This window comes from Rheinheimera fenheensis (assembly GCF_039871805.1).
GTDB classification, from domain to species: Bacteria; Pseudomonadota; Gammaproteobacteria; order Enterobacterales; family Alteromonadaceae; genus Alishewanella; species Alishewanella fenheensis.
Map to the genome: position 1 here is coordinate 1 of NZ_JBDPJM010000014.1, position 18,851 is coordinate 18,851.

General features: G+C 50.8%; 15 protein-coding genes. 9 read left to right on the plus strand and 6 right to left on the minus strand.

Translation table 11 applies throughout. The features are described 5' to 3' along the window. Positions 1-258 precede the first annotated feature (258 nt). From ABGI61_RS15720 to ABGI61_RS15745, 6 genes are all read left to right on the plus strand, one after another. Complete coding sequence (locus ABGI61_RS15720; RefSeq protein ID WP_347602969.1) at positions 259-1,563, plus strand: PqiA/YebS family transporter subunit; 1,305 nt, start codon at positions 259-261, stop codon at positions 1,561-1,563. Further along, on the plus strand, positions 1,541-3,205 hold the full coding sequence (gene pqiB, locus ABGI61_RS15725) for an intermembrane transport protein PqiB (protein WP_347602972.1): 1,665 nt from the start codon (positions 1,541-1,543) through the stop codon (positions 3,203-3,205). The genes ABGI61_RS15720 and pqiB overlap by 23 nt, the downstream gene beginning before the upstream one ends. A gap of 14 nt (positions 3,206-3,219) precedes the next feature. After that, a complete protein-coding gene (locus ABGI61_RS15730; protein ID WP_347602975.1) occupies positions 3,220-3,777 on the plus strand; it encodes a PqiC family protein in 558 nt (185 codons plus the stop codon). 344 nt (positions 3,778-4,121) lie between these two features. After that, positions 4,122-4,361 carry an OadG family protein gene (locus ABGI61_RS15735; RefSeq protein WP_347602978.1) on the plus strand — a complete coding sequence of 80 codons (240 nt, stop codon included), beginning with the start codon at positions 4,122-4,124 and terminating at the stop codon, positions 4,359-4,361. Positions 4,362-4,373: 12 nt separating this feature from the next. Then, positions 4,374-6,164, plus strand: a complete 1,791-nt coding sequence (gene oadA / locus ABGI61_RS15740) for a sodium-extruding oxaloacetate decarboxylase subunit alpha (protein WP_347602981.1) — start codon at positions 4,374-4,376, stop codon at positions 6,162-6,164. Positions 6,165-6,180: 16 nt separating this feature from the next. Beyond that, entirely contained in the window at positions 6,181-7,311 is a 1,131-nt protein-coding gene (locus ABGI61_RS15745) for a sodium ion-translocating decarboxylase subunit beta (RefSeq protein ID WP_347602984.1), read from the plus strand. An 81-nt stretch (positions 7,312-7,392) separates the two neighbouring features. Here ABGI61_RS15745 and ABGI61_RS15750 read toward each other — a convergent pair whose 3' ends face one another. After that, on the minus strand, positions 7,393-8,748 hold the full coding sequence (locus tag ABGI61_RS15750; protein WP_347602986.1) for a peptidoglycan DD-metalloendopeptidase family protein: 1,356 nt from the start codon (positions 8,746-8,748) through the stop codon (positions 7,393-7,395). A gap of 148 nt (positions 8,749-8,896) precedes the next feature. On the opposite strand from ABGI61_RS15750, the gene tyrS reads away from it, so the two are divergent. Both tyrS and acnA read left to right on the plus strand, forming a co-directional pair. After that, positions 8,897-10,099 (plus strand): tyrosine--tRNA ligase, encoded by a 1,203-nt coding sequence (gene tyrS, locus ABGI61_RS15755; protein WP_347602989.1) that lies wholly within the window; start codon positions 8,897-8,899, stop codon positions 10,097-10,099. 140 nt (positions 10,100-10,239) lie between these two features. Then, positions 10,240-12,954 carry an aconitate hydratase AcnA gene (gene acnA / locus ABGI61_RS15760; protein ID WP_347602992.1) on the plus strand — a complete coding sequence of 905 codons (2,715 nt, stop codon included), beginning with the start codon at positions 10,240-10,242 and terminating at the stop codon, positions 12,952-12,954. 54 nt (positions 12,955-13,008) lie between these two features. On the opposite strand, the gene ABGI61_RS15765 is transcribed toward acnA, so the two are convergent. The 5 genes from ABGI61_RS15765 to ABGI61_RS15785 form a co-directional block, all read right to left on the minus strand. Next, positions 13,009-14,298 (minus strand): mechanosensitive ion channel family protein, encoded by a 1,290-nt coding sequence (locus tag ABGI61_RS15765; protein ID WP_347602995.1) that lies wholly within the window; start codon positions 14,296-14,298, stop codon positions 13,009-13,011. An 89-nt stretch (positions 14,299-14,387) separates the two neighbouring features. Continuing rightward, positions 14,388-14,921 (minus strand): lipocalin family protein, encoded by a 534-nt coding sequence (locus ABGI61_RS15770; RefSeq protein ID WP_347602998.1) that lies wholly within the window; start codon positions 14,919-14,921, stop codon positions 14,388-14,390. 53 nt (positions 14,922-14,974) lie between these two features. Next, positions 14,975-15,598 carry an SOUL family heme-binding protein gene (locus ABGI61_RS15775; protein WP_347603001.1) on the minus strand — a complete coding sequence of 208 codons (624 nt, stop codon included), beginning with the start codon at positions 15,596-15,598 and terminating at the stop codon, positions 14,975-14,977. A 69-nt stretch (positions 15,599-15,667) separates the two neighbouring features. Next, positions 15,668-16,648 (minus strand): acrylyl-CoA reductase (NADPH), encoded by a 981-nt coding sequence (gene acuI / locus ABGI61_RS15780; protein ID WP_347603004.1) that lies wholly within the window; start codon positions 16,646-16,648, stop codon positions 15,668-15,670. 170 nt (positions 16,649-16,818) lie between these two features. Further along, positions 16,819-17,454 (minus strand): SOUL family heme-binding protein, encoded by a 636-nt coding sequence (locus ABGI61_RS15785; protein WP_347603007.1) that lies wholly within the window; start codon positions 17,452-17,454, stop codon positions 16,819-16,821. A gap of 722 nt (positions 17,455-18,176) precedes the next feature. Here ABGI61_RS15785 and ABGI61_RS15790 point away from each other — a divergent pair. Next, the gene (locus ABGI61_RS15790; RefSeq protein ID WP_347603009.1) at positions 18,177-18,851 is read left to right on the plus strand and encodes a DNA-methyltransferase; all 675 of its coding nucleotides are present in this window, start codon (positions 18,177-18,179) and stop codon (positions 18,849-18,851) included.

Here is an 18,851-nt window from a genome sequence, read left to right on the forward strand (position 1 = left end):
GACGCGTAGCTCAGCTGGATAGAGTACTCGGCTACGAACCGAGCGGTCGGAGGTTCGAATCCTCCCGCGTCCGCCATATACGAAGAACCCGCTAAGGTTAACACCAAAGCGGGTTTTTTATTGGCTGCGTAAAGCTAAGTAGTTGTGATTGTGCTATAAATTGCATCTTCACCCGGCTGTTTGCTGGCAACTTGCTCAGGCACTGTTCAGCCAGTCTCAGCTATAAGCCCGTTAAGGCATTATTACGGATACACCGGCATGCTGTCGTCAACCTCAGCGGATAATTCAGCGCAACACAGCGTAGCGGAAGATGAACTGGCGTTGTGTCCGCATTGCGATCTGGTGCAGCTCCTGCCGGAATTACAGCCCGGCGAGGAAGCTGCTTGTATACGCTGTGGTCATCATCTGGATGCCTGCCATATTGAATCGGTGATGCGGCCGATGTTGTATGCCGCTTCAGCCTTGTTTATGTTGCTGCTGGCTAATCTGTTTCCCTTCGTCAGTATGTTTGCTGCCGGCAACAGCAGTGAAATGAACTTTTTTGATACCTCTTCTGTACTGTTTCAGCAACATCAGCAGTGGCTGGCCATTTTGGTCTGGTTATTTATTCAGGCGGTGCCGGCAGCTTGTATGCTGGCGATTATTTATTTGAAGCTTGGCATGTTATACCGGCTGCCGGCGCGCACCTGGGTGGCGCGGGTGCTGTATATGCTAAAACCCTGGAGCATGGTCGATATCTTTTTAATGGGGCTGATTATCAGCTTTGTGAAGCTGGTGGCTGATGCCGATATCTCATTGGGGCCGAGTTTTTGGGCGTTTTGCCTGTTTTGTCTGCTGCATTTGCGCGCTTTTCAGGTGGTTGACCGGCGCGAGCTGTGGTCGAAAATCGCACCCAACCCTAAACCGCAGCTGGCGGCGCATGCCGGTAAAAGCGGTTTAGCGCAAAATATAAAGCTGTGTAAAGTCTGTACTGCTATGGTACCTGTGACGCAAACCCATTGCAGTCGTTGCCATACCAAGGTGCCGCTGAGGCGCAAAACCAGTGTGCAAAATACGCTGGCGCTGTTGCTGGCGGCAACGCTGCTGTATATCCCGGCCAATTTATTGCCGATTATGCGCACTGTCTCCTTTGGTGAAACTATAGATTCGACTATCATCAGCGGCCTGATATTAATGTGGCAGGATGGCGCTTATCCGGTGGCGATTATTATCCTGATCGCCAGCGTGCTGGTGCCAGTGGCTAAAATTATTATTATGTTTTGGCTATGCTATTTAACCCGCTTACCTCTGGCGCAGCGGCAGCGTTATTCGACACAAATTTACCGGCTGGTTGACTGGGTAGGGCGCTGGTCAATGGTGGATGTGCTGGTGGTGGCCATTATGGCAGCGCTGGTGCGGTTTGATTTATTAATGAGTGTCTACCCCGGCATCGGGGCTTTAGTGTTCGCCGCTGTGGTGATCCTGACCATGCTGGCAGCACTGAGTTTTGACCCCAGATTACTGTGGGACCCGTTACCCGAACAACAAAAGGGAGTTCGTTTTGACACAGCAACAGAGCGCTAAAGTTAGCCGGATCAAGCAGTGGTCACCGATTTGGGTGGTACCCATAGCGGCGGTGCTGATAGGTATGTGGATGCTGTACAACCACTATCAGCAGCAGGGAGCCTTGCTGACCTTACTGGCTGGCGATGCCGAGGGCATTATTGCCGGAAAAACGCAGATTAAAAGCCGCAGTGTTGATGTTGGCCAGGTGGTGTCGGTTGAATTAAGTGATGATTTGAAGCAGGTAATCATTAAAGCGCGGATGAAACCGGCGGTAACACCACTGTTAAATGCTGACTCGCAATTTTGGGTGGTAAAGCCACAAATTGGCCGTGGCGGTATTACCGGTTTAAATACCTTGTTGTCCGGCGTCTATATTGAGCTACAACCTGGCGAGTCAACTGCACAGCAGCTCCAGCATCAGCTGCTGGATGATCCACCGGTAGCGCCGGCGGATGCACCCGGTATTCGAGTTAGCCTTACTACGGCCAACAGTGGCGGCTTAGCGGTGGGCGATCCGGTGTTGTATCGCGGTTACGAAGTGGGCACGGTAGAGCACAGCGAATTTGAGCTGGCCAGCCGGCGTACCCGTTATCAGTTGTATATTCGCGAACCCTTCGATGTTCTGGTAACCGAAAATGTGCGGTTTTGGCTCAGCAGTGGCTTTTCGTTTGATTTATCTGCCGAAGGTCTGCAGGTCGATGTTGGTTCAGCCACCACCTTGCTCAGTGGTGGTGTCAGTTTCGATTTAATGCAGGGCTGGCCGCCGGGTGCTGCCGTCAGCGATGGCACTGAGTTTCAGCTGTTTCCGAACCAGCAAAGCATTCAGGATGGCTTGTACAGCGAGTTTGTCGAATACCTGCTGTTTTTTGACGAGTCAGTACGTGGCTTAAAAGCCGGCGCGCCTGTTGAGTATCGCGGCGTGCGGGTAGGAACTGTCGCCAGCGTGCCGTTTTTCTTTTCTATCGACAAACCTTTTGAAGTGTCGCTGCAGCAAGGCATACCGGTACTTATTCGTATTGAAGCTGGCCGGCTGTATGAAAACCTCAGCCTGGCGCAGTTAAAGCAAGAGTTGGACAAAGCCGTGGCCCGCGGTATGCACGCCGCGCTAAAAACCGGCAACCTGCTCACCGGCGCCCTGTATATTGATTTAGATGTTAATATCGATGCGGCGCTGCAAGAGCCAACAGAGCTGCAATTGCAACGGCTGGCGCTAAGCCAGAGTGCCGGCTATCCGCTTTTGCCAACGACCCGCAGTGGTCTTAGCAATATCGAGCAAAAAGTGTTGATGGCACTGGATAAAATAAACAATCTGCCGGTAGAGCAGCTGCTGACGCAAAGTGAGCAAACCATGCAAAGTGCCGATCAGATGTTGCAATCGGCCAATACCATGCTGGCGCAGCTGGATAAACTGCTGAGCGACCCAAAGATGCAGCAATTGCCAGCGCAGCTACAAAGCAGCTTACAGCAGTTGCAGCAGATGCTGGCGGGGTTAAGCCCGGGCTCAGCGGCTTATGATAAGTTAAGTGGCAATTTGCAAACGCTGGATCAGGTGCTGCGCGAGCTGCAACCGGTGTTGCAAACCCTGAACCAGCAAAGTAATGCGCTGGTGTTTGAAGCCAAGGCGCCTGCCGACCCCGAGCCGACCCGCGCCAAGCAGTAATGGAGATAAACGCTATGACATTACGTCTTGCCAATATTTTATTGAGCGCCACAGTGCTGCTAGTGTTAACGGCTTGCAGCAGCCCGGCCACTACGCATTTTTACCAGTTACCCGTGCCATCGGATAGCAAAACAGAAAGCAGCCGTGCCGACAAAAGCTTATTTATTGAACCGGTAAAGGTCGCACCCTACTTAAATGGCCGTGGTTTGGTGTTGCAAACCTCTGCAGTAGAGCTGGTCATGGCGCGCCAGCACTTGTGGGCGGAGGCGCTGGACCAGCAGTTGCAGCGCCAACTGCGGCAGCATTTAAGCCAGCTGGCACCCGCTTATGCGGTGCGGTTGCAGCCGGGCGCGCACAGTACCCGCTTGTGGCTACAGCTGGATAGCTTTCACGGCACTGCCGATGGTTATGCGCTGTTAAGCGGGCATTTTTTGGTAAGTGGCCAGCCGCTCAGTCAGTCTTTTAGTTACAGGGTGCCACTGGCAGATGATGGTTATCCGGCGTTGGTTGCTGCGCTGGGGCAGGGGGTGCAGCAACTTAGCCAGCAAATTGCCGCTCAGCTTGAGCCTTAATTCCTCTTCACTTTACCCATCCTCAACAAGAACGTTTTAATGTATCAGCGCAGTGGCCGATGCCGGTCACTGCGGCTTAGGTTTTGGCCGCACACTTCACCGTGGCCTTGGTCTGGCACTTTTATAACCAGATGGCTAGACATTCAAATGTCTTTACGTGTACTGTAGCTGGGTTATGCACATTGTTAGCATAAATAGCAGTTATCACGCCAGGTTATTTATCTGATGCGGGCTTACTGCGCATAATGTCGGGTCGTCTGGCTAAAAACTGCCCGACAGAAACAATTCTACTATGCTGAAGGTGCCGGTTGCTGCCGGTACCCAAACAGACGGAGCGCACCGCTATGGTTGCAGAATTATTACTCGAAGCCGCCAGCCTGATGCTGATAGGTATGGGGGCGGTATTTGCCTTTTTGTTGCTGTTAGTGTTTATCGTGCAGCTGATAAGCCGTGTTATGCAGCGCTATTTCCCCACTAAGGCCACTGTCAGTACTACAGTGACAACATCAGGCAGCTCAGGACCACCACCTGCGGTGATTGCCGCCATTTCAACCGCGATACACCAGTATCGGCAACAACAATAAGAGGACTCAGGCATGAGCAAACCATTATTACTAACAGAGTTGGTGCTACGTGACGCCCACCAGTCATTACTCGCCACGCGGCTTCGGCTGGAGGATATGCTGCCGATTGCCGCCAAGCTGGATAAGGTAGGCTATTGGTCGATGGAGTCCTGGGGCGGAGCTACCTTTGATGCCTGTATCCGTTATTTAGGCGAAGATCCCTGGCATCGGATCCGCGAGCTGAAAAAAGCCATGCCAAATACCAAACAGCAAATGCTGTTGCGCGGTCAGAATTTACTCGGTTACCGCCATTATGCTGATGATGTGGTGACGAAGTTTGTTGAACGGGCGCATGAAAACGGCGTAGATGTGTTTCGTATTTTCGATGCGATGAACGATATCCGTAACCTGCAAACGGCCGTACAGGCCGCGATAAAGGTTGGTGCTCATGCTCAGGGCACCATCTCATATACCGTAAGCCCGGTGCATACTATCGATATGTGGGTAGACATGGCGCGCCAACTGGAAGACATGGGCTGCCACTCTATTTGTATTAAGGATATGGCCGGTCTGCTTAAACCTTACGAGTGCGAGGAGCTGGTCAGCCGTATTAAAGCCGCGACTAACATTCCACTGGCGATGCAATGCCATGCCACCACCGGACTTAGCACGGCAAGTTACCAAAAGGCCATCGACGCCGGCATCGATATGCTTGACACCGCCATTTCCTCCATGAGCATGACGTATGGCCACAGCGCCACCGAAACCATGGTGGCAATCACCGAGGGCACTGAGCGTGATACTGGCCTGAACATGGAGCTGCTGGCGGAGATTGCTGCCTATTTTCGTGATATCAGAAAGAAATACGCCCAGTTTGAAGGTTCATTAAAAGGTGTCGATGCGCGTATTTTATTGGCGCAGGTGCCCGGTGGCATGCTCACCAACATGGAAAGCCAGCTAAAAGAGCAGGGTGCTTTGGATAAACTGGATGCTGTATTAAAAGAAATACCGCAGGTGCGCCAGGATTTAGGTTATTTGCCCCTGGTGACGCCAACGTCACAAATTGTTGGCACCCAGGCGGTACTCAATGTGCTGACCGGCGAGCGTTACAAAAGCATCACCAAAGAGACGGCCGGTGTATTAAAAGGCGAATACGGTGCTACCCCAGCGCCAATGAACACTGAGTTGCAACAGCGGGTACTCGCCGGTGAAACTGCTATTACCTGCCGGCCAGCCGATTTGCTGGAGCCCGAGCTGGATAAGCTGCAACAGGAGCTCAATAGCCTGGCGCAAAGCGAGAGCATCCGTCTGGCAGAGCAGCACATTGATGACGTGCTGACTTATGCCTTGTTCCCACAAGTCGGGCTGAAGTTTTTGAAAAACCGCGATAACCCGGCAGCGTTTGAACCGGTCCCGGACGCACCAGCATCAGCGCCAACAGCGGCTAAGCCCGCGGCTAACAGCGCAAAACCCGCGCAAACCGGCCCGGCCAGTTACAGTGTGCGTGTTGATGGCAAGGTGTATGAAGTCGAAGTTGCCCCTACCGGCGAGCTAAGCTCAGTAAAGCCTGTGGTATCAGAAAATATCCCGGGCAGTGCGTCAGTAACCGGTGCTGCCACCCTTAATGCGCCGCTGGCCGGTAATATCTGGAAAGTGGTGACAAAAGTGGGTGCCAGCGTAAAACGCGGCGATGTGGTCATCATTATGGAGGCGATGAAAATGGAAACGGAAGTACGCGCCGTTGCCGATGGTCAGGTGGCCAATATCCATGTCGCGGCCGGTGATGCCGTTAGCACAGGTGATGTGCTGATCAGTTTTAACTAGGCACCGGGGATAATCAATGGATGCTGTAACTACCTTAATAGCCTCGACCGGCTTAATGAATTTTACCGCCGGTCAGGCAGTGATGATGCTGGTCGGCTTTACGCTGCTTTATCTGGCAATAGCACGTGGCTTTGAGCCGTTGTTGTTATTACCAATCGGTTTTGGCGCTGTGCTGACCAATATTCCACTGGCCGGTATGGGTGAGCCGGGCGGCCTGTTGTACATGATTTATGAAGTGGGCATTGGCACGGGCATTTTCCCGCTGCTGATTTTCATGGGTGTAGGCGCCATGACCGACTTTGGCGCCCTAATTGCTAACCCGCGCATGCTGCTGTTAGGCGCTGCGGCGCAGTTTGGTATTTTTGCCACCTTGCTCGGTGCTATCGCCCTTAATGCGGTGCCCGGCTTAAGTTTTACCTTAAAAGAAGCCTCAGCCATTGCCATTATCGGCGGTGCTGATGGCCCGACGGCCATTTTCCTTGCGTCTAAACTGGCACCGGATCTGCTGGGCGCCATTGCAGTGGCGGCCTACTCTTATATGGCGCTGGTGCCGATTATACAGCCACCGATTATGCGGGCGCTGACCAGCAAAGCAGAGCGCAATATTGAAATGGTGCAGCTTAGAACCGTGAGTAAAAAAGAGAAAATTGTTTTTCCACTTGCTGTGCTGCTGCTGACTATTTTATTGCTGCCCAGCGCTGCACCGCTTATCGGTATGTTTTGTTTAGGTAACCTGATGCGTGAATGCGGTGTGGTCGAGCGGCTAAGTAAAACCGCACAGAATGAATTGATAAACATCGTCACCATCTTTTTAGGCCTGGCAGTGGGCTCACGTCTTAGTGCTGACAAATTCCTTACCCTGCAAACCTTAGGTATCTTAGTGCTGGGCGCTGTGGCCTTTGCTATAGGTACTGCATCTGGCGTACTGATGGCCAAGCTGATGGGCAAGTTCTCTAAACAGCCGATTAACCCGCTAATTGGTGCCGCTGGCGTATCGGCTGTGCCTATGGCGGCACGGGTGGTTAACAAACTGGGCTTAGAGGCTAACCCGCATAACTTCCTGCTGATGCATGCGATGGGACCCAATGTAGCCGGTGTGATTGGCTCTGCGGTTGCTGCGGGTATATTGCTTGCGCTGGTGGGGTAGCGTTTAGTACTGACAATCTGACGTAAACGCTACAACAAAAAGCCCGCGATAACGCGGGCTTTTGCTATTTAGGCAAGAGGTTTAAGGCGCTGCGGTTGCAGCAGGCCGCTCATCCTCAGCTTTAGCCAACAATACCCGCTCTTTGGTTTGCAGCTGGGTTAATACCTGCTGCGCCTTGGCGGTAAACTGTACTTTGTCATTACCCTGCAGTGGGGTAGCCTGTGGCAGTTTAACCGTTCTGGGGTTGCGGTGTACGCCGTCTACCACGAATTCGTAGTGCAAGTGAGCACCGGTCACGCGGCCGGTAGAGCCTAAGCGGCCAATAGCCTCACCCTGGCGTACTTTATCGCCTTTGGCCACCAAACGCTTAGACAGGTGCAAGTACTTAGTCACAATATTATTGGCGTGCTGGATAAACACATAATGACCATTAACGTTGTTATAGGCTGACGCTACTACGCGGCCATCACCTGCGGCCATAATCGGGGTGCCTACGGGGGCCACATAATCGACACCGTTATGTGGCCGTACGGTTTTTAACACCGGGTGTAAGCGGCGTGGGTTAAAGTTAGAACTTACATACTGGAAGCTCACCGGTGCGCGTAAAAACGCCTGGCGCATACTGGCACCGTCGGGTTTGTAGTAGTTACCGTCGCTGTGCAGCACGGCCTGATATAAATGGCCCTGATTGGAGAACTGTGCCGCAATAATATTGCCGTTGCCGATAAACTCACCATCAACATATTGCGTTTCATACAATACGCTAAAGCTATCGCCGGCACGGATATCTAAACCAAAGTCGATATCCCAGCCAAAAATACCGGCCAGGTTCATGATCTGCGCTTCGCTTAAGCCCGCTTCAATACCAGCACTCCAGAAATTACTGCGAATGGCCGCACTGGCAAACTGGTTGCGTAGCTCGACATCTTTTTTCAGCTCTTCGGCAACAAAGCCGCCTTCACTGTTGCGGCTAATACGCAGTGTGGTCAGGTGGTTCAGCGCATAGCGCAACTCTTGCAGCTCACCCTGAGCGTCAACGCCAAACTCCAGCTGTTCGCCGGGGAACAGCCGGGTTAAGGTTTTTACTGGTTTACCCAACGCCAGGATATCCAGCATCACCTGCTGGCTAACATTGGCTTGTTTAAACAGCGCGGATAAGGCGTCACCCTTGCGTACCTGCAGCACTGACCAATCTAACGATAAATCTTCAGCCGGTAATGGTGCCAGTGTTGATACGCTCTGCTCGGGCAGTAATACATCGGTTTGCTCCGGCAGTGCCAAGCTGTAACGCTTACCAATTTCCAGGCTGTCGGCTTTGCTACTTTTAGAGGCTGCAGCCTGCTCTGACGGTAATAGCAACACTACGGATAAGAACACGGAGGTCGCGGCAATGAGCACCCGGTGCTGTTTTGGAATTTTAGTGACGAATTGACGCATAATTCTGTTCTTGGCTCAACAAACGCACAAAAACCGAGCATATACCGTTTTTTTCACTGACACCAGACTTTTGTGCGTTTCCCCTGGGCTAAACATGCTATAGAATGCGGCTTCAACGGGTAAACAGGTGAAAAATCAGGAGGCCAGAATGGCGGATTGGGAGCAGGCTTTAGCTGAGCTAAAACGCGGTTGCGAAGAAATTCTGCTGGAAGAAGAGCTAATTGCCAAACTCAAAGAGGGCAAGCCGTTAAAAATTAAGGCTGGCTTTGACCCAACAGCCCCTGATTTACACTTAGGCCATACGGTACTGATCAACAAGCTGCGCACCTTTCAGCAGCTAGGCCATGAAGTGATCTTTTTAATCGGTGACTTTACCGGTTTAATTGGTGACCCAACTGGTAAAAACGTCACCCGTAAACCGCTTAGCCGCGAAGATGTCTTAGCTAACGCGCAAACCTACAAAGATCAGGTATTTAAAATTCTTGATCCGGCAAAAACCCGCGTAGCCTTTAACTCTGAATGGATGGAAAAACTCGGCGCCGCCGGCATGATTAAACTGGCTGCCCGGCAAACTGTGGCCCGGATGCTGGAGCGCGACGATTTTAAAAAGCGTTATGCCAATAATCAGTCGATTGCTATTCACGAATTTTTGTACCCGCTGGTGCAAGGCTGGGACTCAGTCGCACTTGAAGCCGATGTGGAAATGGGCGGTACCGACCAGCGCTTTAACCTGCTGATGGGCCGTGAACTACAAAAAGACGAAGGTCAGCGGCCGCAAACCGTCATGATGGTGCCATTACTGGAAGGCTTGGATGGCGTGCAGAAAATGTCCAAGTCGCTGGGTAACTATGTTGGCATTACCGATGCGCCAAATGAGATGTTTGGCAAAATTATGTCAATTTCCGATGAGCTGATGTGGCGTTACTACGACCTGCTAAGTTTCCGTCCACTGGCAGAAGTGGCGGCACTGAAACAGCAGGTGGCAGAGGGCGCTAACCCGCGCGATATTAAAATTCTGCTGGCCAAAGAAATTATTGCCCGCTTTCATGACGAGGCGTCCGCGCAAGCAGCACATCAGGACTTTATCCAGCGCTTTAGCAAAAATGCCTTACCGGATGATATTCCAGAGCTGACCGTCAGCTGCGAAGGCGACAGCATGCCGATAGCTAACTTGCTAAAAGAAGCCGGTTTAGTCGACAGCACCTCGGAAGCCATCCGTATGATTAAACAAGGTGCGGTGAAGCTCAATGGTGAGCAGAAAATTGATGACACTAAACTGGAAATCACTAAAGGCAGCAGCGAGATTTACCAGGTAGGTAAGCGCAAATTCGCCAAAGTCAGTCTGCAGTAAAGCTTCACCATCCTTATGTGGGCGTAACATCGCGCTGATGTTACGCCTCCTCCCGTACGGGCTATCTACCGTGTTAGCCTCGAACTGTGACGCTGATGAACTACACTGTAGTGAATCAGAGCCATAACAGAGGGGGAACCATGACTTCAGCGAATCCTTATATCGACACCCTAAATGTGGCGCAGCAGCAATACCGCATTTACAGCTTACCTAAGGCGGCTGAGCACTTTGGCGATATCAGCCGTTTGCCATTCTCATTAAAAGTGTTGTTAGAGAATCTGTTACGTCATCTCGATGGTGATAGTGTGACTGACGCTGATATTCAGGCTTTGGTCGACTGGCAGAAAACCGGCAGCTCTGAGCGTGAAATTGCTTTTCGGCCGGCACGGGTATTAATGCAGGATTTTACCGGTGTACCGGCGGTAGTCGATTTAGCCGCGATGCGGGCGGCCGTGGCGGCGCTGGGTGAAGATCCCGATAAGGTCAACCCGTTGTCGCCGGTCGATTTGGTCATTGATCACTCCGTGATGGTAGATCGCTACGCCAGCGCTGACGCCTTTCGTGAAAACGTTGATATTGAAATGCAGCGTAACCATGAGCGTTATGCCTTTTTGCGCTGGGGCGCTAAGGCCTTTGCTAATTTTCGTGTGGTGCCCCCGGGCACAGGGATTTGTCATCAGGTGAATCTGGAGTACCTCGGGCAAACGGTGTGGGCACAGAGTACCGATGATGGTCAGCTTGCCTATCCCGATACACTGGTGGGTACGGACTCTCACACAACGATGATAAATGCCCTGGGTATTTTAGGATGGGGCGTTGGCGGTATTGAAGCCGAAGCGGCAATGCTGGGGCAACCGGTGTCGATGACAATTCCACACGTCGTTGGGGTAGAGCTTACCGGCAAGTTGGCTGCCGGTATTACCGCGACCGATTTGGTGCTCACCCTCACCCAGCTGCTACGAAAGCATGGTGTGGTCGGTAAATTTGTGGAGTTTTTTGGTGTTGGCCTGTCCCAGTTGTCGCTGGCAGATCGGGCGACTATTGCCAATATGGCGCCGGAATATGGTGCAACTTGCGGCTTCTTTCCTGTCGATCAGGTGACGCTGGATTATCTAAAGCTCACCGGACGTGATGCTGCAGTGATTAGCAGAGTGAAAGCCTATTGCCAGGCGCAGGGGCTCTGGCGGCAGGATGGTGATGAACCGGTGTTTACTGACATGTTGCATCTTGACCTTGCCACGGTGCAAGCGTCGTTGGCCGGGCCAAAGCGGCCACAAGACAAAGTCACGCTGACAGATCTGAAACAACATTGCGATGATACCAAACCATTGGATATTAAAACGCTGGCACGCGAGTCTCAGTTAGTCAGCGAAGGCGGTGGCCAGAGTACGGCGGCGACCACCGATAACAGTTTTGAATTAAATGGCAGTAGGGTTAAATTGCCGGAACATGCGGTGGTGATTGCGGCAATCACATCCTGCACCAATACGTCTAATCCCAGTGTGTTGATGGCTGCCGGTTTGTTGGCCAAAAATGCGCTGGCGAAAGGCCTGAAAGCAAAACCCTGGGTGAAAAGCTCGCTGGCACCCGGCTCTAAGGTGGTTACCCGTTATCTGGAGCAAGCGGGGTTGATGTCTGCGTTAGAGCAACTGGGTTTTTATCTGGTGGGCTATGGTTGTACCACCTGTATTGGCAATTCAGGCCCGCTGGCCAAACCGATTGAAGAGGCGATTAATAAAGGTGATTTAAATGTGTCAGCGGTGTTGTCCGGCAACCGTAACTTTGAAGGCCGTATTCATCCCCTGGTGAAATCAAACTGGCTGGCGTCGCCGCCACTGGTAGTGGCTTTTGCGCTGGCTGGTCATATGAATATCGACCTTAGCGCTGAACCCTTAGGGCAGGATGCACAGGGCAATAATGTGTATCTGAAAGATATCTGGCCTGATAACGATACTGTGGCGGCAGCCGTGGCTACTGTGCAAAGCAGTATGTTTTCAGCTGAATATGCCAAGGTTTTTGACGGTGATGCCAGCTGGCAGGCTATTGAAGTAGCGAAAGCGAAAACCTACAGCTGGCCGGAGTCCAGTTACATCCGCCAACCCGATTTTTTCCGTGGCTTGTCGCGTACGCCCAAACCGGTGCGCGATATTGTTAATGCCAGAGTATTGGCCCTGCTCGGAGACTCGGTGACCACTGATCATATTTCGCCGGCTGGCAATATTAAACAGAGCAGCCCGGCCGGGGAATATTTGCAGCAGCTGGGTATAGCACCGGAAGATTTTAACTCGTATGGCTCAAGGCGCGGTAATCACGAAGTGATGGTACGAGGTACCTTTGCCAACGTCCGAATTCGTAATGAAATGGTACCGGGCAGCGAAGGTGGTGTGACCAGGCATTACCCCTCTGGCGATACCTTGTCGATATTTAATGCCGCAATGCGTTATCAGCAACAGGAACTGCCTCTTATCGTCATTGCGGGTAAAGAATACGGTACCGGCTCTTCCCGCGATTGGGCTGCCAAGGGCACCCTGATGTTAGGCGTAAGGGCCGTCCTGGCCGAGTCTTTTGAGCGGATTCACCGTTCTAACTTAATAGGTATGGGGGTATTACCGCTGCAGTTTTTGCCGGGTACAGATCGTAAAACGCTTAAGCTGACCGGCGAAGAGAGTTTTACTTTACGCGGTTTAAGTACGCTAATGGCAAAACAAAAGCTGCAGCTGTTGATCCGTTATGCTGATGGTGGCAAACAAGAGATCGATGTGCATTGTCGCATTGATACAGCGACCGAACTGGCGTATTACCAGCATGGCGGCATTTTACATTATGTACTGCGCCGGATGATTGGCGCAGCCTAAGTGAAGGGCGCCTGCTTTGCTGGCAGGCACCCACGCAGTGTTATGGTGGCTCAGTCAGGATGGCAGTGTGGGTAAGCCAGATTTAATATGCAAATCACGCTGCGGATAAGGAATGGTAATACCCGCCTGTTTAAAGGCGCGCCAGATAGCCACGTTAATGTCTGAGCGCACGGTGTCTGCACCGTACTCCGGATCGGCTATCCATACTCTTAGCTCCAGCTCTATTCCACTGTCAGCAAAATTCTTTAGCATGACTGTGGGTGCAGGGTCGTTCAACACCCGGGTAGAACTGTTAGCACATTGCAGCATCAATGCCATCGCTTGCTCCGGGTCATCGTCATAGCTAACTTGCACCAGAATTTTTACCCGTACATTACGGTCTTCATAGCTCCAGTTAATCACTTCTGATGTAATCAGGTTCTCATTTGGGATCAGCGTATCAACGCCTTCGCGGTTACGTACCACTACATAACGGGCTTTTAACTCGTGCACCCAACCAAAACTGTCGCCAACTGAAATCACATCCCCGGGCTTTACGCTACGGTCGAGCACCAATATAAAGCCACTGATAAAATTTGACGCTATACGCTGTAAACCAAACCCCAGGCCAACACCTAAGGCGCCGCCAAAAACTGCCAGCGAGCTTAAGTTGATACCTACAGCGTTAAGTGCCACCAAAAATGCCAGGGTGATCAGTGCCACCTTGGCCACTTTGCTAAAGCCAACCTGCATGCTGGGGCTGATATGTTTAGCTTTTCTCAGTTGTTGGTTTAACAGCTCGGCCAGCCACAGCGCCAGCGTAAAGGCCAGAATGATCACCAGCACTAATTTAACCACACTCAGTAGCGACAGCCTGCTCTCACCTAAGGTAAAGGCCAGTGCATCCATCATTTTCAGCAGCGGTTGCAACCAGCCGGCTAAATGCAGTACCACCAGCAGCCACACGGTAGTGGTGATTACCGGCTCGGCCGATTTGACGAAAGGACTGGATAAAAACGCTTTACGCAGGATATACACCAGCAAGCGTATTACGCCCAGTGCCAGCGCAATAGGCACTAAAAACCTGAGTAACTGTGCCGGCAACTGGGAGCTGGCAAAGGCTTCAGCCGTCAGTGCCAGCAATGCGGCCAGGCTAAAAGGCAGCACTATGCGTTGTGAGCTGTGCAGCGCCACATGGCGCAAACCCTTGCCGCCACTGTCATTCAGCCGTTTAGCCAGTACCCGGTTAAGCAGCCAGGCCAGAGTTAAAGCGGCAACCACGGCAACCATTTGGTACCACATTGACGGTTGTTGTAAAAAACTTACCAATTGCTGCCACAGCAGCATTATTTTTTCGCTTATCATAACGTATCTAACATATTGATTGGATTGGGCTTAGCATCAGGCTATCAGTGTAGCTGCATAACTGTGCTTTTGCAGCAAGCATTACCTTTTCAGCCGCTGCACTGTTCAAGCCAAATCCAGTCTGCCGGGTCAATACCCAGCTCGGTAGCGGTTTGGGCAAAAGCCTCGCACTGCGCTTTGGCCGGGGTGTTACTGCGTGCCAGCAGCCAGGCGTAATCCAGCGATGGGCCTACCACCAGTGCCATGCTGTAATCGTCGCTTAAGCGTGCCACATTATAGCTGCCGTAAAAGGGGCCAAAAAACGACACTTTAAGCGCACCGGTATTGGTATCGCCAACAAAGTAAGCTTTACCTTCAGCCTCGCGCCATGCATTTTCTTCAGCATTAAAACCACGGTTAATCACTTTTATCCCGCCATCCTCACGCATACTGTAGTTAGCTGTTACTTGCGTTAAACCACGCTCAAAGCGGTGATCCAGCCGGGCAATTTCATGCCATTGGCCCAGGTAGCGCTCCAGTTCAAAAGGGGTAACAGGTTTTACGCCCTCAGGCGTGCCAGTGCAGCCGGTGAGTGTGACAACACAAATAACACTGGCAGCCAATAAGGCGCTAAGCTTACGCATGTAAAACATCCTCAATGTAATCAACTAGCCGATATTATCAGCCGCAAACTGGTTTAGTGTATCTCAATTAACACTTCGTTTCGCCTGAGCATTGGTAGCGTAAGCGGGCCGTTATAACCAGCCTCAACCGGCTCACCTTTGGCGGTGTAGCCATTGGTGGTTATCCACGCCCGCAACAGTGCGGTCTGTTTGACTACGTTGCTTTTACTTAGCGTGCTACTAAATTGAATGGCGGCCACTTTGTAATCCTTAACTTCAGTCACCATCACATCGGGGTTAATGGGTTTCGGTGTGGTTTGTAAGGTAAAGTCTTTTGGCATTACAAAAGACATCATCGACGCGCCAGACTGGTTATTCATCAACACTGGCGCTGTGATGGCAATTTTTTCGCCTTTACTGCTGTTGTTCATCATCACCGGTGCTGTCATGGCAATATTAGCCGCAGCCTCATTTTCGCCATCTATATAGCGAAATAGCTTTCTAAAAGCGCTATTGCGGCCATCACCGGCCATATCGGTAGTTACCAGCACCAGGCTGTCGTAATTACGCACTTCGATGTTGGCGCTTTCATCTGCCTTAAGCAGGGTATAAGGCGCACTTTCAACGCCGTTATCGCCAAATAATGAGCACCCTGCCAACAGCACTATGGCGAATAAACTCAGCAGTAGTTTCACCATCTGTCCCGTATCAAATTCGCATTCTCCAGCTATACGGCACGGATTGGATAACGGTCCACTATCTCAAGCCTATTCTACCTTCACCACAACCCGCCCACGTAACCGGCCGGCGAGTAACTGCTGTGCGGTGTCACACACCTGCGCTAAGCTTATTTCGCTTGCCACGGTTTCTAATGTTCTGGCGTCTAGCACTTCGGCCAATCTGTCCCAGGCGTCAATGCGGTCTTTAAGCGGTCGCATCACGCTATCTATACCTGCTAAGGTTACGCCGCGCAGGATAAAGGGCGCTACCGTGCCAGGTAAGTCCATACCCTGGGCCAGGCCACAGGCTGCCACCACGCCGCCGTATTTCGTGCTGGCACAGGCATTCACCAAAGTATGGCTGCCGACAGAATCGACCACGCCGGCCCAGCGCTCTTTGGCCAGCGGTTTACCGGGTTCAGACAGGGTGTGGCGGTTAATAATGTCGCTGGCGCCAAGGGTTTTTAAGTAGTCGGCCTCGTCAACCCGGCCTGTCGCAGCAACAACGCGGTAGCCCAGCTTTGCCAATATCGCGATAGCAAAGCTACCCACGCCGCCATTAGCGCCGGTCACTAAAATTTCACCTGAATCCGGCGTTACCCCGTGTTTTTGCAGTGCCATGACGCACAGCATAGCGGTGTAACCTGCAGTGCCAATTGCCATAGCTTGTTTGGCCGACAAACCCTTGGGTAGGGCAATTAACCAGTCGCTGTTAAGCCGGGCTTGTTGCGCCAGGCCGCCACAGTGCACTTCGCCAACACCAAAGCCGTTTAGTAGCACTTTTTCACCGGCTTTAAATTTACCCGTGTTGCAGCTGATTACCGTGCCGGCTAAATCAATGCCCGGGATCATCGGGAATTTGCGTACTACCGGGGCTTTACCGGTAATGGCCAGCGCATCTTTATAATTTAGCGTGCTGTAGGCCACGTTAATCAGCGTATCGCCGTCCATCAGCACACTGTCGTCTAACTCTTTTAGTGCAGCACGATAGCCTTGCTCGTCTTTTTCAATTAATACGCCTTTAAACATAGTCACTCCCGGCTAATTCTGCGTGGTGCAGGACGTCAGGCGAACAGCCTGTGCGAAGCCTGCTAACGGATGTTGTTATGAAGAAAAGCATAGGCCTATCGGCGGTATAGCAACATACGACAAAGGTCGCACAGCAATAAAGAAGGCGTCTTTATTGACTTGAGTTGGTGCTAATCAATTTCAATCAACACTTCATTGCGCCTTAGCATTGGCAGCGTCAAGGGGCCGTTGTAACCGGCTTCAACCGGCTCACCGATGGCGGTGTAGCCATTGGCGGTTATCCAGTCTTGTAATAGCGAGGTGTGTTTTGCCACGTTGCTGCGACGTAGTGTGCCACTAAACTGAATGGCGGCGACTTTGTAATTCTTAACTTCCGTTACTACCACATCGGGGTTAGTCGGTTTAGGCGTGGTTTGCAGGGTAAACTCTTTTGGCATCACAAAAGACATCATCGACCCGCCCGGGCGGTTATTCATAAATACCGGCGCTGTCATGGCAATTTTTTCGCCTTTACTGCTGTTGTTCATCATCACCGGTGCTGTCATGGCAATATTAGCCGCAGCCTCATTTTCGCCATCGATGTAGCGAAATAGCTTTCTAAAGGCACTATTGCGGCCATCGCCTGCCATATCGGTAGACACCAGAATCATGCTGTCGTAGTTACGCACTTCAATGTTTTGGCTGGCATCGGCTTTAACTAAGGTGTAAGGCGCACTTTCAACGCCATTGTCGCCAAACACAGAACAACCAGCAGTTAACAGCACAGTAAATAGCGGCAGCCAAACACGGTGTAGTAATACGTTCACAGGAGATCCTTTAATCGTTGATTAGGTTACGGCTAATACGGCTAAAAACGGATAACAGTGCAGTCTATGGGGAGATTTTTGTATCAATACGCTGATTGTAAGAAGGAAGGAGTAAAGGACAACAACAAGCACTGACACTACAACTTGAAACCCACCAAACAGCTTTTGGGCAGTTATAGTGTTGTTTATCCCGTCTATGCAGCACAAACACGATTTCTTTTGCAGCTATCGCTTTATTAGCATAAGAAACATTTTGTTAGCAAGAAAGTGGTCGAAAATCGGCGATATCAGCATTAAATCAAAACTTCGTTAGTTTTCTTTGGATCCGAATTGGCAGTATTACCTTTGCTTTCCCCTCATGTTAGGGGGGTAAAGCAATGGACTAATTTGTATTTCGTTTACAACTATCTAGGAAACTAATTAAGGGAGTATTATGAGCTGTACTTGCTGTGGTAAAAAACTAAATATTGGTATGATTCAGAAAATAGATCCGGTAACAGGGGCAAAGTTCAAATCATGCCCTCATTGTTCTGACGCAAATGGTAAAGAACATGTTTTTCATTCTTACCCTGCGTCGTTTGGTAAAACACCAGCCCGAAAAACAGCTAGAAATCCTGAAGGCTATCAAAGTTACTGCTCTGATTGCAGAGGTCTGCAGAAAGGTGAAATTTCGCAAGTTTATAGTTCAGGCAGGGTATGTAGTAGTTTAAAGTAGAGAGTTAATGAAATTATTTAAGGAAGATGCCGTCTCATGGCTGTCGACACTGGCGGATGCTAGCGTTGATTTAGTCATTACCGATCCACCGTACGAATCGCTGGAAAAATACAGAAAAATAGGTACGACAACTAGGCTGAAGGTAAGTAAAAGTTCTAGTAATCAATGGTTTGAAATTTTTCCTAACTCAAGATTTGAAAGTTTATTGACGGAGATTTATCGAGTCCTTAAGAAAGGCTCTCATTTTTACTTGTTTTGTGATCAAGAGACGATGTTTTTCATTAAGCCGATAGCTGAAAAAGTAGGTTTTAAGTTCTGGAAACCTATTGTTTGGGATAAAAAATGCATTGGCATGGGATATCACTATCGTTCAAGGTATGAATTCATTTTATTTTTTGAGAAAGGTAAAAGGAAGCTCAATGACTTGAGTGTTCCTGACATCCTGGAATTTAAACGAGTGTATCGCGGTTATCCTACGGAGAAACCAATACCGCTTCTCGAGCAATTGATTCTACAAAGTTCGAATAAGGGGGAGTTAGTTATTGACCCTTTCTTTGGTTCAGGTTCGACACTCGTTGCGGCAAAAAACCTGAGACGGACTGCAATGGGAAGTGATATCTCAGATTCGGCGCACGAAGAAGTTCGTATACGATATTATCCTAGGCTGATTGTGGTGGATTAG